Source organism: Micromonospora matsumotoense, from assembly GCF_050951065.1.
Classification (GTDB): domain Bacteria; phylum Actinomycetota; class Actinomycetes; order Mycobacteriales; family Micromonosporaceae; genus Micromonospora; species Micromonospora matsumotoensis.
In genome coordinates this window covers 4,297,325-4,312,134 of sequence record NZ_CP192025.1, presented here as the reverse complement: position 1 = coordinate 4,312,134, position 14,810 = coordinate 4,297,325, and the positions used below count along the sequence as shown (strand labels likewise).

Sequence of the window (14,810 nt, the reverse complement as noted above, 5' to 3'; positions counted from 1 at the left end):
TCCGTCCGACGTGGCGCCACTGATTGGAGACTTCGTGAAGCGATTCGTGCGAGCCCGGAGCTGGGGGCGGGCACTGGCCGCCGGCCTGCTCCTGGCCGGCGTCCTGGTGGGCATCCGGATGCCGGTGGCGCAGGCGTTGGAGAACGGGACGGCCCGGACCCCACCGATGGGTTGGAACAGTTGGAACTCCTTCGGCTGCAACATCAACGAGACGTTGATCCGGCAGACGGCCGACGCGCTGGTCAGCAGCGGGATGCGGGAACTGGGCTACCAGTACGTCGTGGTCGACGACTGCTGGTTCAACCCCAACCGGGACTCCGCGGGCAACCTCCAGGGTGACCCGACCCGGTTCCCCAGCGGCATGAAGGCGCTCGGCGACTACATCCACGCCCGGGGGCTGAAGTTCGGCATCTACCAGGTGCCGGTCGACAAGACCTGCGCCCAGTACTTCAACTCCTACCCGGGGGCGACCGGCAGCCAGGGCCACGAGGTGCAGGACGCCCGGCAGTTCGCCGCCTGGGGCGTCGACTTCCTCAAGTACGACTGGTGCTCGCCGAACGGGTCCATCGACCAGCAGGTGGCCACGTTCGCCAAGATGCGTGACGCCCTGGCCGCCACCGGCCGGCCGATCGTCTACAGCATCAACCCCAACAGCATCCACGCCAAGACCGGCCCGCAGCGCAACTGGGGCGACGTGGCGAACATGTGGCGCACCACCGAGGACATCACCAACACCTGGAACAGCGGCCAGACCAACGGCTACCCGATGGGCATCCAGAACATCATCGACGTCAACGTGCCGCTGGCCCCGTACGCCAAGCCCGGCGCGTTCACCGACCCCGACATGATGGAGGTGGGCCGGGGTGGCATGACCGACACGGAGATGCGCAGCCACTTCGCGATGTGGGCGATCATGGCCTCGCCGCTGATCGCCGGCAACGACGTCCGGTCGATGAACGCGGCCACCCAGACCATCCTCAAGAACGCGAACCTGGTCGCCATCAACCAGGACTCCCTGGCGTTGCAGGGCGCTCAGGTCTCCTTCGACGGCACCCGCCGGGTGCTGGCCAAGCGGCTGGCCAACGGGGACGTCGCGGTCGCCCTGTTCAACCAGGGTGGCTCGACGACGACGATCTCCACCACGGCCGCCGCGATCGGCAAGTCCGGGTCCTCCTTCACCCTGGTGGACGCCTGGACCAACACCAGCACCACCAGCACCGGCACCATCTCCGCGAGTGTGCCGTCGCACGGCACGGTGGTGTACCGGGTCAGCGGCGGCGGGACGGCCCCGCCGACGACCCCGCCGCCGTCCACGGCGAGCGCGCTGGCCAGTGTCGCCTCCGGACGCTGCCTGGACGTCCCGCAGAGCAGCACCGCCAACGGCACCCAGCCGGTGATCTGGGACTGCAGCGGGGCCGCCAACCAGCGCTGGACGGCCAACGGCCAGACCCTCCAGTCCCTCGGCAAGTGCCTGGACGCGCCGACCAACGCCACCGCCGGCACCAAGGTCCAGATCTGGGACTGCAACGGTGCGACCAACCAGCAGTGGACGTTCAACACCAACGGCACGATCAGCGGCGTGCAGTCCGGTCTCTGCCTGGACGTGAACAACAACGGCACCGCCAACGGCACCACCGTGCTGCTCTGGTCGTGCACCGGGGCGACCAACCAGCGCTGGAACCGCCGCTGACCGACCAGGTGTCGCCGCTCGCCCGACGCGGGACCGGGCGTCGGGCGAGCGGCGACGGCGAGCGGTGCCGGACCCGGACGGTGTGGTGCGGACATCGTCCGGGTCCGCCGCCCGGCGTCCACCCCGCATGGCGGTGGACGCTGCGGCGTCCGCCCGGCCCGTGCGACCGGGCGGTGACCGGGGATGCTCAGCCGGCCGCGGTGGTGGCCGGCGTGCCGGCCGGGGTCAGCCCGCTGCCGGGCCGGTAGCGGACCGGGACCGGGTCGCTCAGTGCGCCGACGAACTCCCCGTCGACGTGGTCGAGGAACCCGATGAGCGACCAGTCGCCGGCCGGGCCCGGGACCAGCCGGGGCGCGTAGAGGTGCGGATGCGGGAACGGGCGGGCCGAGGCGATGTCCCACGGGCCGCGTACGTCGGGGCCTTCCGCCACCCAGATCCGGTGTCCGTCGCGGCGGGTGCCGGCGGCGTCGGTGCAGAACAGCAGCAGGGGCTGCCCGTCGACGACGGCGACCTGGGGCACCTCCAGGTGCCCGAAGCCGGCCGGGATCGACAGCGGTGGCTGGACGGTCCAGTTCACCAGGTCCGGTGAGGTGGCGTGACCGATGACGCCGCGCGCCTCGGTCGGCCCGGTGGTGACCCGGGCGGTGACGAGCATGTGCCAACCGTCGCCGGCCGGGTCGGGGAACACCCACGGGTCGCGCCAGGCCTGCTCGTACCAGAGCGTCCGGTCGAGCAGTTCGTACCAGGTGGGATCGGCTTCGACGAGCGGTCCGGTGCCGTGCCGGTGCCAGGTGGTCAGGTCGTCGGAGACGGCCAGGCCGATCCGCTGGACCAGCCCGTCCTCGGCGCGACCGACCCCGGTGTAGAACAGGTACCACCGTCCGTCCGGGCCGCGCACCGTGCAGCCCGTCCAGGTCGCGAGGTCGTCCCAGCTCGGCGCGTCGGCCGGGACGAGGGCGTCGGCGACCAGCTGCCACGTGTGCAGGTCGGTCGAGACGGCGTGGCCGATCGTGGCGCGGCGGTGCCGGCGGTGCGGGTCGTGCAGGGCGCGGGAGGCGCGCAGGAAGAACGCGTGCCACCGGTCGTTGTCGTCCCGGGCGTACCAGCTGTCCCACACCCAGTGGTCGGGTAGACGTAGCATGGCGGGGAAGCTAGCACTAAATCGTTTTAGCGGCCAGGTCGGGTCCATCGCCACCGCACCCCGCCCGGCCGGTGCGAGCGCTGCGGCGGTGCCGGACCGGCGGTCCGGCCGGGCTGATCCGGGCTATTCGGCGGGGGTGGCCACCGACCTGCGCCGCCGCAGCGGCATGGGGACGAGGGACGGTTCGGCGTCGCCGCCGTCGAGGAGGATCTCGACTGCCCGCCGGCCCATCTGCTCGTGCGGCAACGCGGTGGTGGACAGGCCGGGGCGCAGCCAGGCGGCGATCGGGTCGTCGTCGAACGAGACCACCGAGATGTCGTCCGGGACGGTCAGTCCGGCCTCGGCGAGGGCCTGGTAGGCGCCGAACGCGAGCCGGTCGTTCATGCAGATGATCGCGGTCGGGCGGGCCGGCCGGCTCAACAGCGTGCGCATGGCGGCGTAGCCGTGTTCGGGCAGCCACTCGGCGCAGAAGCACTCGGTCAGCAGGTCGACCCCGGCCGCACCGAGCGCCTGGTGGATGCCGCGTAGCCGGGCCCGCGCGGCGAGGGAGACCTCGGTGTCGTCCTCCTTGAGGCGGTTGCGGCCGATCAGCGCGATCCGGTCCCGGTGTCCCTGGTCGAGCAGGGCGGCGGTGACGGTGCGACCGGCCCGCTCGTCGTCGGGGAGCACACAGGGCAGGTCGTCCGCGCTGGTGGCGTTGAGCAGCACCACCGGGCCGCCCAGGATGGCCGGGGGTACGGTCAGCCGGCGGGTCGCCATCGCGGCGTAGATCACCCCGTCCACCTGCCGGTCGAGCATGGCCTCGATGGCGTACTGCTCGAAGGTGGCGTCGCCCTGGGTCTCGGTGATGAGCAGCACGTGGTCCCGCTCCCGGGCCGCGTCGAGCGCGCCCCGGATCAGACCGCCGGCGAACCGGGTGGTGGCCACGATGTCGGAGACGAACGCGATGGTGGCGGTCTTGCGGGTACGCAGGCTGCGGGCGGCCAGATTGGGCCGGTAGCCGAGTTCCTCGGCGGCGGCGAAGACGCGCTGGTGTGCCTCGGCCGAGAGGCGGGTGCCCTCCCGGCCGTTGAGGACCATCGACGCGGCGGTCTTGGACAGCCCGGCCCGCCGTGCGACGTCGGCCAGGGTTGCTCTGTTGCGGCCCATCAATCCTCCGAATCGCCGGCGGTGTCCCGGACGCCGCTCCCGCCCATCATGATGCGTCGCCGCCTCCGGTCCGTGTCGGCGGCCACTCGGCGTGGTGTCGGCGGCCACTCGGTCCGGCCGTCCGGCCGGGGTGGCCGAGCGTGAACCAGACGTTTCCGGACCGTTGCAATTTTGTCCTTGACAGCTCAAGCCGCCGCGCGCATGCTCTGCTAAATCAGTTTAGCGGCTACTTCTGGCAGGTCGGGCGGCACTCTCGGTCGTCCCCGGGCGCAGCCATGGGTGGCGGCATCGCGTGCCGTGGCGGCACGCCGGTCGCGACGTACTGTTGCGGTTGGTCACCCACCGTGACGGTCCGATGGGCCGGCAGAACCAGCGGCCAAGGCACGCACGGACGAGTCGAGGAGTGCTCAATTGGCTACATCGTTGACAAAATTCCCCCGCCGGGCGGCGCTCCTGGCCCCCGTGCTGGCGCTGGGGCTGGCCGCCACGGCGTGTAGCGCACCCGGGGCGGACGAGTCGCCGACCACCGGTGCCGACGCCGCCGTCAGCACCGACCTCGGCACCCACCCGATCACCCTGGAGATGTACGCCGAGACCGGCTTCCCGCTGGCCAAGGCGCTGGCCGACGAGTTCACCAAGCAGCACCCGAACGTCACGTTCAACATCCGCGAGGACCAGTTCACGGTCATCGTGGAGAACGCGCCCCGGGTGATGGCCTCGGACAACTCGCCGGACATCATCCGGCTCCCCACCATGGTCGACCTGGTCAAGGACGACCTGCTCAAGAACCTCGACCCCTACTTCACCGCGTACGGCTGGGACAAGTTCCCCGCCTCCCAGCTGGTGCAGCTGCGGGTCGGTGAGGGCGGCACCACCCGGGGCACCGGCTCGCTGTGGGGGATGGGCCTCGGTTACAGCGTCACCGGGGTGTTCTACAACAAGAAGCTGGCCGCGCAGGTCGGGATGACCCAGCCGCCGGCCACCATCGCCGAGTTCGCGCAGCTGCTGGCCAAGGCCAAGACCGCCGGGGTCCAGCCGATCATGCAGTTCAACAAGAACACCGCGGGCATCAACTTCCCGCACCAGGCGTTGCAGAACCAGTTCGGCGACCCGGCCCAGGTGGCGGACTGGATCTTCCAGAAGCCGGGCGCGACGTTCGACACCCCGGCTGCGCTGAAGGCCACCCAGACCATCCAGAAGTGGGCCCAGGCCGGCTACTTCCCGAAGGACGCCAACGCCCTGGACTACGCGAGCATGGTGGGCGAGTTCCAGAAGAACAACGGTCTGTTCATGTTCAACGGCGACTGGGAGTCGGCCAACCTCGACAAGACGATGCCCGGCAACGTGGGCTTCTTCCTGTTCCCGAGCGAGTCGGCCGGTGGCAAGCACGTGGCGATGTCCGCCCCGAACACCTTCGGCATCGGCGCCAAGGCCAAGAATCCCGACGCCGCCGCGTTCTTCCTGAACTGGGCGCACACCAACCCCACCGCCCGGGAGATCGCCGTCAAGATCGGCGGCTCCAGCCCCGGTGGCCCGAGCGACCTGGCCGTGCCGGCCGCCGCGCCGAACACCGTGCTGGCCGAGACGCTCAAGGCGTCGCAGCAGCTCGGCGAGGAGAACGGCGCGGTGGACTTCACCGCGAACGCCACCGGTGGCATCTTCGCCGCCGCGATCACGCCGGAGATGCAGAAGCTGATCGCCGGTCAGCAGACGCCCGAGGGGTACGTGAAGGCGGTCCAGGCCGAATACGCGAAGGAACTCTCCCGATGACGTCTGCCTTCGGCAGCGCACCGGCCGGGCGGGGCGACCCGGTGGCGACACCGGCCCGTCCCACCCGTCCCTCCGCCGCGCGGGCCCACCGGAAACGGTGGGCCCGCGCGGGCGGGACGGGCTGGCTCTTCGTCCTGCCCGCCGTCGTGATGTACGCGGCCTTCGTCCTGCGCCCGCTCGTGCTCACCATCCAGTACTCGTTCTACAACTGGAACGGCATCGGGGTGGCCCGCTGGGCGGGACTGGACAACTACCTCACCGTGTTCACCGACAGCGACCTGCTGAAGATCATCGGTAACGCGCTCGTCCTGATCGTCTTCTTCAGCTTCGTCCCGGTCGCGCTCGGCCTGCTGGTGGCCAGCCTGGTCCGCCGGATCACCACCGGCGCGTTCGGCACCGTCGTCCGGACGGTGCTCTTCCTGCCCCAGGTCATCCCCCTGGTGGCGGCGGGCATCGCGTGGAGCTGGCTGCTGTCGACGAACGGGTTGATCAATCAGGTGCTCCGCGCGGTCGGCCTGGGCGGGGTGGCCCGTGCCTGGCTCGGTGACTTCGACACCGCGCTGCCCGCCGTCGGCGTCATCGGCGCCTGGGTCCTGCTCGGCCTCTGCACGATCCTGCTGGTCACCGGGATGAGCAAGATCGATCCCGCGCTGTACGAGGCGGCCCGGCTCGACGGCGCCGGCCCGATCCGGGAGTTCTTCGCCGTCACCCTGCCCAGCCTCCGCCAGGAGATCGGGGTCTGCCTGACGGTGACCATCATCGCCGCCCTGGCCAGCTTCGACATCGTCTACATCTCGACCAGCGGTGGTCCGGGCCTGCAGACCACCGTGCCGGGCCTGGAGATCTACCGGCTCGCCTTCTCGCAGCGGCAGGTCGGGCTCGCCTCGGCGCTGGCCGTCGTCCTGATGCTGCTGGTGCTGCTCTGCGTGCTGCCGATCCAGCGACTGACCCGAGGGGACAAGTCATGAACCTGAGCCGGCGCGAGAACCTGACCGGCCGGGTCTTCCTGATCGTCCTGGTCGTGGTCACCCTGCTGCCGTTCGTCAGCATGCTCTCCGCGGCGCTCCAGCCGCGCGGCACCGTCCCCAGCGGCCTGGCCTGGCCGTCGGACCCGCAGTGGGGCAACTTCGCCGACGCCTTCACGGTGGCGAACATGGGCGCGCTGCTGCGCTCCAGCCTGCTGATCGTGGCCGGCGTGGTGCCGGTCTCGGTGCTGATCGCCACCATGGCCGGCTTCGGGCTGGGCCAGTTGCGGGTCCCCGGTGGCCGGATCGTGTTCGGTCTGCTGCTGCTCGGACTGACCCTGCCGTTCGAGGCCGTGGTCACCCCGCTCTACTACCAGATGCAGGATCTCGGCCTGCTCAACACCCGGTGGGCGATCATCCTGCCGTTGATCGGGCTGTACATGCCGTTCGCGGTGTTCTGGATGCGGGCGCACTTCAGCAACGTGCCGGTCGAGCTGTCCGAGGCGGCCCGGGTGGACGGCAGCAGCACCTGGCAGCTGTTCTGGCGGGTCCAGGTGCCACTGGCCAAGCCGGCCATCGCGTCGCTGACGATCCTGATGTTCCTCTGGACGTGGAACCAGTTCCTGCTGGCCATCGTGCTGGTCGACGACCCGGCCAAGCGCACGATGGCGGGCGCGCTCGGGGCGTTCCAGGGCCAGTGGGGCACCGACCTGGTGCTGCTGTGCGCCGGTTCGCTGCTGATCCTCACCCCGACCCTGATCGTGTTCCTGATCTTCCAGCGTCAGTTCATCAAGGCCCTGATCCAGGGCTCACTGAAGGGATAGCAGTGGCCACGCAGCCGCAGATCCACGGCGACGCCGACGGACGTTTCGGGCGGGTGGCCGACGTCTTCCGCGACAACTTCGCCACCCGGGGGGAGGTCGGCGCGGCGGTCACCGTCTACGTGCGGGGTCGCCGGGTCGTCGACCTGTACGGCGGGACGGCCGACCCCCGTACCGGCCGGCCCTGGACGCCGCAGACGCCGGTCGTCGTCTTCTCCTGCACCAAGGGCATCCTGGCGATCTGCGCCTACCTGCTGGTGCAGCAGGGCCGGCTCGACCTGGACGCGCCGGTCACCCGCTACTGGCCGGAGTTCGGCCAGCACGGCAAGGCCGACATCCCGGTGCGCTGGTTGCTCACCCACCAGTCCGGCCTGCCCGCGCTCGACCGCCCGCTGTCCCTCGACGAGGTGCTCGGCTGGGACCCGGTGATCAAGGCGATCGAGGCGCAGGCCCCGCTGTGGCGACCGGGCACGGCGCACAGCTACCACCCGATGACGTACGGCTGGCTGATCGGCGAGGTGATCCACCGGATCACCGGCCAACTGCCCGGGGCGTTCTTCCGCGACGCCCTGGCGGCACCGCTGGGCCTGCGGACCTGGCTCGGTCTGCCGGCCGGCGAACGCGACTCGGTCGCGTGGAACCTGGCCCCGGCGCCCGACCCGGAGCCGTTCGTCGACCCGGTGGCCGACCGGGGGATCACCATGGGGGGCGCGTTCGCGTTCCCCGCCGACGACGCCGGCCTGGTCAGCTTCAACGATCCGGCCATCCAGGCCGCCGGCATCCCGGGCGCGGGCGCGGTGAGCACGGCCGACGGCCTGGCCCGCCTCTACGCCGCCTGTGTGTCGCCGGTGGCGGGACCGCCCCTGCTCGACCCGGCATCGGTGGACGACGCGACGGTCGTGCGGTCCCGGGGCCAGCAGCGGCACGGCCCGCCCGACACCGGCCAGCGCTGGGGCAGCGGCTTCCTGCTGCACTCGCCGCCGGCCCGGCCGCTGCTCGGTGAGCGCAGCTTCGGTCACGACGGCGCGGGTGGGAACCTCGCCTTCGGCGACGACGCCCACCAGGTCGGATTCGGCTACGTGGTGAACCAGATGCAGGGCATGGGCGACGAACGGGCCAACCTGCTGACCGCCGCCCTGCGGTCCTGCCTGGACGACTGACCACGCGGGACGACCGACGTGCGCCCCGGCGGCCCCTCATCGGGCCTCCGGGGCGCACGTCTGTGCTGGTCACCGCAGCGCGGCTGCCCGGTGACTCAGTCGGCCGACTTCGCCGGCCTGCGCTGGGCCAGCAGCCAACGCAGGATGCGACCGTCGGAATAGGTCGGCCCGAACGCCGCGTGGTAGTCCGGCAGGGTGAACGCCGAGTCGGCGTACTCGGTGTAGCGGACCAGGCCGGCGATCTGCGCCGGGGTCTTGCCCCGGGCCTCGTACGCCTGCCGCAGCGCGGCCGAGGAGGTGCGCGCGCCCGAGACGTCGAGCAGGTGGTCGTGCTCGCCGTGGGTGATCCAGATCGGGACCTCGGCGGCGGCGATCGCGGTGGCCTGGCCGGCGTTGACCGGGAAGCCCCCGGTGACCAGCCCACCGGCGAACAGGTCCGGACGCTTGGCGAACGCCTCCCACATCAGCTGGGAGCCGTACGACACGGTGGTCGCGTAGACCCGGCGGGTGTCCACGGCGTACTCGCCGACGAACGTGTCGAGCAGCTTGACCAGCAGGTCGGCCTCGGCCACCCCACCGACCCGCTGGTGCTGCGGGGCGAGGACGATCACGTCCTCCCGGCTGCCGGTCCAGCTCGGCTGCGACCAGGCGGTCGCCGGGATGTCGGCGGCGAGCTGTACGCCGAGGTTGTCCCCGTCCCAGCCCATCCCGTGTCCGGGCAGGACGACCACCAGCGGGTAGGTGCGGCCCGGCTGGTAGTTGCGCGGCAGCCGGTAGTGGTAGGGCAGCACCATGCCGGCGCTCAGGAACGATCCGTAGCGGAACTCGTCGACCTGTGGGTCGACCGACGCCTCGGTGACCGGGCGGGACTGGCGCGGGGTCGCCTTGGCCAGCACCGGGCCCTTGCCCTTCCCCCGGCCGGGGGCGGCGTGCACGTCCTTGCGCTGCACCACCCGGGTCGGCAGCTCGGGGTTGACCTTCACCGAGCAGAGGAAGGTCGGGCACTTGGAGACGATCACCGTCCAGCCGCCGGGGTCGGCGGGGTCCAGCTCGACGATGACGTACCGCCCGGGCGTCGAGCGGTGGTCGGCACGGGGGGCCGGCGCGTTGTTGGTGTAGGTGCGGGTGACCGTGCGGTCGGCGAGTTTCGGCAGGTCCTCGATGGGGTTGAAGCGGAAGTTGTAGATCGTGTCGGCCACCCCGAAGGTGCCGTTGTCCAGCGTCCGGGGGTTGACCGTCGCGCCGTACTCGACGGCCACCGCGGAGACCTTCTGGCCGTAGGTGTAGACGGTGGTGATCGGGGTGATGCTGCGGATCGCGTCCCGGCCGCCCCGGTCACCGCCCGGGACGCCGTACGCCGGGCCGGCGGAGGCGGCCAGCACGAGCGTCGCGGCGAGCGGGATCAGTCCTCTGCGCAGTCTCATCCGGGTCCTTTCCGCGGGGCGCGGCCATCGGCTCCCGGCGGCACCGGCATCCGGAGCACCGGATGCGCGCGGGAGGAGGCTGGCCGCTAAATGGATTTAGCCGAGCATGTAGCGCCGATTGTCCGGTGTCAATGACGGGCCCGTAACAAGTCTGAAACCAGGCGTGACGTCGTCGGCGGCCGACCAGCCGCCCCGGTGCAGGTGGGCGGGTCGGAATCGGCGTGGCCGCAACGGAAACCGCCCTGCGCCGACCCGGTGGGCGGGGGGTCGGTGGGGGGACAAGTCGGAGACGCCCGTTACGAGACCGTGACGTCCGGATTTCCGGGGGGGTGTTGACGGGGGCGATGTGAGCGCTAACACTACCCCGAAAGGTGACAGGTGGTCCCCGCAGTCGGCGGGAGTTCTGGAGAGGAGAAACCTGTGCGCAGGAAATTCCTGGTCGCGCTCGGCGGCGCGGCACTGGCGTTCAGCCTTGCCGCGTGCAGTGGCGGGGGAGCGGGCGGCGGCGGCGACAGCAGCGACAAGAAGCCCGCCGATCTGACCATCGGCGTTTCCATGCCGACGCAGACCTCGGAGCGGTGGATCGCCGACGGCAAGGCGGTGAAGGAGAAGCTGGAGGCCAAGGGTTACAAGGTCGACCTCCAGTACGCCGGTGACGACATCCCCACCCAGTCCCAGCAGGTCGACCAGATGATCACGCAGGGCGCGGACGTCCTGATCATCGCGGCCATCGACGGCACCGCGCTCAGCGGCCAGTTGGACGCCGCCGCCGCCGCGAAGATCCCGGTCATCTCCTACGACCGGCTGCTGCTGGGCAACAAGAACGTCGACTTCTACGTCAGCTTCGACAACTACAAGGTCGGGGTGGCCCAGGCGACCGCCCTGCTGGTCGGCCTCGGCCTGCAGACCAAGGACGGCGCGAAGGGCACCGCGAAGGGCCCGTTCAACATCGAGCTGTTCGCCGGCTCGCTGGACGACAACAACACCCAGTACTTCTGGGGCGGGGCGATGGACACCCTCAAGCCGTTCATCGAGAGCGGCACGCTGAAGGTCAAGTCCGGCCAGACCCGGATCGAGCAGGCGGCGATCCTGCGCTGGCAGCAGGAGACCGCGCAGCAGCGGATGGAGAACCTGCTCACCTCCACCTACAACGACGGCACGGTGGTCAACGGGGTGCTCTCGCCGTACGACGGGATCTCCCGGGGCATCATCACCGCCCTGCAGAACGCCGGCTACGGCAAGGGCGCCAAGAAGCTGCCCGTGGTGACCGGCCAGGACGCCGAGATCGCCTCGATCAAGCTGATCAACGACGGGGTGCAGAGCTCCACCGTCTTCAAGGACACCCGGCTGCTCGCCGAGCAGGCTGTCATCGCGGCGGAGGCGTTCCTCCAGGACAAGCAGCCGCAGGCCAACGACACCAAGACCTACAACAACAAGATCAAGGTCGTGCCGGCCTACCTGCTGCCGATCGAGACCGTCTTCAAGGACGACATCAAGAAGGTGGTGATCGACTCCGGTTACTGGTCGGCCGAAGAGGTCGCCGCCGGCCAGGCCAAGAAGTAAGCCGGTCGTCGGGCGCGGCGGTGACCGGCCGCCGCGCCCGACGCATCGGAAGCCCGCCGCAGGCTTCGACGATCAGGACGCTGACCATGGACGACACCATCCTCGAGATGCGACGCATCACGAAGACCTTTCCCGGGGTGACCGCGCTTTCGGACGTCTCCCTCGCGGTGCGCCGGGGGGAGATCCACGCCATCTGCGGCGAGAACGGCGCCGGCAAGTCCACCCTGATGAAGGTGCTCTCCGGGGTGCACCCGACCGGCTCCTACGACGGTGAGATCGTGCTGGACGGTAAGCCGGTGCACTTCCGGGGCATCCGCGACAGCGAGTCCCAGGGCATCGTCATCATCCACCAGGAACTCGCCCTGGTGCCGCACCTGTCGATCGCCGAGAACATCTTCCTCGGCAACGAGCGGCGCGGCCCGGGCGGCCTCATCGACTGGAACCGGGCCAACGCCGAGGCCGCCACGCTGCTGGCGTCGGTGGGCCTGCACGAGAACCCGGTCACCCCGGTGATCCAGCTCGGCGTCGGCAAGCAGCAGCTGGTCGAGATCGCCAAGGCGCTGTCCAAGAAGGTCCGGCTGCTCATCCTGGACGAGCCGACCGCCGCGCTCAACGACATCGACTCGGCGCACCTGCTCGACCTGCTGCGCCGGCTGCGCGACCAGGGCATCACCTGCATCCTGATCTCGCACAAGCTCAACGAGGTCACCGCGATCTCCGACTCGACCACGGTCATCCGGGACGGGCGCACCGTGGAGACGCTCTCCCTGGCCTCCGGGGAGGTCACCCAGGAGCGGATCATCCGGGGCATGGTCGGCCGGGACCTGGACAGCTTCTATCCCGACCGGGTCTCGTCGCCGGGGGAGGAGGTGCTGCGCATCGAGAACTGGAGCGTCCGGCACCCCAGCCAGGACCGGCTCGTCGTCGACGACGCCAGCCTGGACGTCCGCGCCGGCGAGGTGGTCGGCATCGCCGGGCTGATGGGCGCCGGTCGGACCGAGTTGGCGATGAGCGTCTTCGGCCGGTCGTACGGCCGGGACGTGCGGGGCCGGCTGTTCGTGCGGGGCCGGGAGGTCCGGGCGCACAGCGTCGCCGAGGCCATCGAGCACGGCATCGCCTATGTCACCGAGGACCGCAAGCGCTTCGGTCTCAACCTCATCGACGACGTACGGCGCAACGTCTCCGCCGCCGCGCTCGGCCGCCTCGCCCGGTTCGGCTGGGTCAACGGCAACGAGGAGATCAAGGTCGCCGAGCAGAGCCGGCGCGACATGAACATCAAGACGACCAGCGTGATGGCCGTGGTGGGCAAGCTCTCCGGCGGCAACCAGCAGAAGGTCGTGCTGTCGAAGTGGCTGTTCACCAACCCGGACGTACTGATCCTGGACGAGCCGACCCGGGGGATCGACGTCGGCGCGAAGTTCGAGATCTACACGATCGTCAACCGGCTCGTCGCCGAGGGCAAGGCGGTGATCCTGATCTCCTCGGAGCTGCCGGAGCTGCTCGGCATGTGCGACCGCATCTACACCCTCGCCGCCGGCCGCATCACCGGCCAGGTGCCGGTGGCCGAGGCGACCCAGGAGAACCTCATGGACCTGATGACGAAGGACAAGGAGCGCGTGGGATGACCAGCGTCAAGACCTCATCGCCGCCGTCCCCGCCGCCCACCGGGAAGAGCCCGGGCGTCGCCCTGCACGCCGGCACCAGCAACCTGCGTGCGCTGATCATGAACAACCTGCGGCAGAGCGGCATCTACGTCGCGCTGGTCGTCATCGTCGGGCTCTTCGCCGTGCTCACCGACGGGGTGTCGCTGAGCCCCGGCAACATCACCAACATCGTGCTCCAGTACTCCTACATCCTGGTGCTGGCGATCGGCATGGTGATCATCATCATCGGCGGGCACATCGACCTGTCGGTGGGCTCGGTGGTCGCCCTCACCGGGGCGGTCTCCGCCGTGCTGGTCATCCAACAGGGCTACCCGTGGTGGGTCGGCATCCTGGCCGCGCTGGCGGTGGGGGTCGCGGTCGGCGCGTGGCACGGCTTCTGGGTGGCGTACGCCGGCATCCCGGCCTTCATCGTGACGCTCGCCGGCATGCTGCTGTTCCGGGGTCTGACCCTGCGGGTGCTGGACAACATCTCGCTCTCCCCGTTCCCCGCCGACTACCAGCAGGTCGCGGCCGGCTTCCTCAACGGCCTGCTCGGCGGGGACGGCTTCGACGCCTTCACCCTGCTGATCGGCGCCATCGCGGTGGCCGGGTACGCGGTGAGCGGCTTCCGGACCCGGGTGGCCCGGGTCCGCTACCAGCAGCCGGTCGAGTCGTTCCCGCTGTTCGTCGCCCGGGTGGTGCTGGTGGGCGCGGTCATCATGTACTTCGCCTGGCAGTTGGCGCACGCCCGGGGCCTGCCGATCGTGCTGATCATCCTGGCCGCGCTGGTGCTGGTCTACGGCCTGCTCACCCGGCGTACCGTCTTCGGCCGGCAGGTCTACGCGATCGGCGGCAACCTCTCGGCGGCGATGCTGTCCGGCGTGAAGGTGCGGACGGTCAACTTCTGGATGTTCGTCAACATGGGCTTCCTGGCGGCGGTGGCCGGGGTGATCTACTCCTCGCGTTCCAACGGCGCCCAGCCCGCCGCGGGCAACATGTTCGAACTCGACGCGATCGCCGCCGCGTTCATCGGCGGCGCTGCGGTCACCGGCGGGGTCGGCACCGTGGTCGGCGCGATGGTCGGTGGTCTGATCATGGCGGTGATGAGCAACGGGATGCAGCTCATGGGCATCGACCAGTCCATCCAGTCGGTGGTCAAGGGCCTGGTGCTGCTTGTCGCCGTGGCCTTCGACGTCTACAACAAGCGCCGCGCCGGCTCCTCCCGCTGACGGCGGGGCGGCGCTCGGCCGCACTCCGGTCCTCCACCCAGGCACCCCGGAACACCTCGGCTCCACCCGACGGTGTCCCGGGGTGCCTGCCGTCTGTCCATCGATCGTGTCCGCGATGTTTCCGCTTGACGGGCATCATGTTATCGCTCACAGTCTATGGATAGCTGAAGCCGTTCCCGTAGTGGCTGGTCGCTATCCCTGGCCGGCCGCTGCCCCGTGTCGCGCGCCATCGCGGACGCGTCGCCGAGTGAACGT

General features: G+C 70.3%; 11 protein-coding genes. 8 read left to right on the top strand and 3 right to left on the bottom strand.

Annotated features, from left to right (window positions below; genetic code table 11):
* Positions 1 to 118 precede the first annotated feature (118 nt).
* Positions 119 to 1,690: a glycoside hydrolase family 27 protein gene (locus ACQP1S_RS18915; protein ID WP_432908135.1), complete on the top strand. Its 1,572-nt coding sequence runs from the start codon at positions 119 to 121 to the stop codon at positions 1,688 to 1,690.
* Between the two features lie 187 nt (positions 1,691 to 1,877).
* Here the strand turns inward: ACQP1S_RS18915 and ACQP1S_RS18910 are convergent, their stop codons facing one another.
* Together ACQP1S_RS18910 and ACQP1S_RS18905 are read right to left on the bottom strand one after the other, a co-directional pair.
* A complete protein-coding gene (locus tag ACQP1S_RS18910) occupies positions 1,878 to 2,831 on the bottom strand; it encodes a family 43 glycosylhydrolase (RefSeq protein WP_432897122.1) in 954 nt (317 codons plus the stop codon).
* Between the two features lie 123 nt (positions 2,832 to 2,954).
* Positions 2,955 to 3,980 (bottom strand): LacI family DNA-binding transcriptional regulator, encoded by a 1,026-nt coding sequence (locus tag ACQP1S_RS18905; protein WP_432897119.1) that lies wholly within the window; start codon positions 3,978 to 3,980, stop codon positions 2,955 to 2,957.
* 411 nt (positions 3,981 to 4,391) lie between these two features.
* Between ACQP1S_RS18905 and ACQP1S_RS18900 the strand changes: the two genes are divergently transcribed.
* Genes ACQP1S_RS18900 through ACQP1S_RS18885 form a run of 4 tightly spaced genes read left to right on the top strand, consistent with a single transcriptional unit; the run spans position 4,392 to position 8,696 of the window.
* Positions 4,392 to 5,750, top strand: coding sequence for an ABC transporter substrate-binding protein (locus ACQP1S_RS18900; RefSeq protein ID WP_432897116.1), 1,359 nt, complete (start codon positions 4,392 to 4,394; stop codon positions 5,748 to 5,750).
* Positions 5,747 to 6,718 (top strand): carbohydrate ABC transporter permease, encoded by a 972-nt coding sequence (locus ACQP1S_RS18895; protein ID WP_091243430.1) that lies wholly within the window; start codon positions 5,747 to 5,749, stop codon positions 6,716 to 6,718. Before ACQP1S_RS18900 ends, ACQP1S_RS18895 begins: the two co-directional genes overlap by 4 nt.
* Positions 6,715 to 7,539, top strand: a complete 825-nt coding sequence (locus tag ACQP1S_RS18890; RefSeq protein WP_091243426.1) for a carbohydrate ABC transporter permease — start codon at positions 6,715 to 6,717, stop codon at positions 7,537 to 7,539. Before ACQP1S_RS18895 ends, ACQP1S_RS18890 begins: the two co-directional genes overlap by 4 nt.
* Positions 7,540 to 7,541: 2 nt before the next feature.
* Positions 7,542 to 8,696: a serine hydrolase domain-containing protein gene (locus ACQP1S_RS18885; RefSeq protein WP_432897112.1), complete on the top strand. Its 1,155-nt coding sequence runs from the start codon at positions 7,542 to 7,544 to the stop codon at positions 8,694 to 8,696.
* Between the two features lie 95 nt (positions 8,697 to 8,791).
* On the opposite strand, the gene ACQP1S_RS18880 is transcribed toward ACQP1S_RS18885, so the two are convergent.
* Positions 8,792 to 10,120 carry a hypothetical protein gene (locus ACQP1S_RS18880; RefSeq protein ID WP_432897109.1) on the bottom strand — a complete coding sequence of 443 codons (1,329 nt, stop codon included), beginning with the start codon at positions 10,118 to 10,120 and terminating at the stop codon, positions 8,792 to 8,794.
* A 420-nt stretch (positions 10,121 to 10,540) separates the two neighbouring features.
* On the opposite strand from ACQP1S_RS18880, the gene chvE reads away from it, so the two are divergent.
* From chvE to mmsB, 3 genes are all read left to right on the top strand, one after another.
* Positions 10,541 to 11,683, top strand: a complete 1,143-nt coding sequence (gene chvE / locus ACQP1S_RS18875) for a multiple monosaccharide ABC transporter substrate-binding protein (RefSeq protein ID WP_432897106.1) — start codon at positions 10,541 to 10,543, stop codon at positions 11,681 to 11,683.
* A gap of 86 nt (positions 11,684 to 11,769) precedes the next feature.
* Positions 11,770 to 13,308: a multiple monosaccharide ABC transporter ATP-binding protein gene (gene mmsA, locus ACQP1S_RS18870; protein WP_091243414.1), complete on the top strand. Its 1,539-nt coding sequence runs from the start codon at positions 11,770 to 11,772 to the stop codon at positions 13,306 to 13,308.
* The gene (gene mmsB, locus ACQP1S_RS18865; RefSeq protein WP_091243411.1) at positions 13,305 to 14,555 is read left to right on the top strand and encodes a multiple monosaccharide ABC transporter permease; all 1,251 of its coding nucleotides are present in this window, start codon (positions 13,305 to 13,307) and stop codon (positions 14,553 to 14,555) included. Before mmsA ends, mmsB begins: the two co-directional genes overlap by 4 nt.
* Positions 14,556 to 14,810 lie beyond the last annotated feature (255 nt).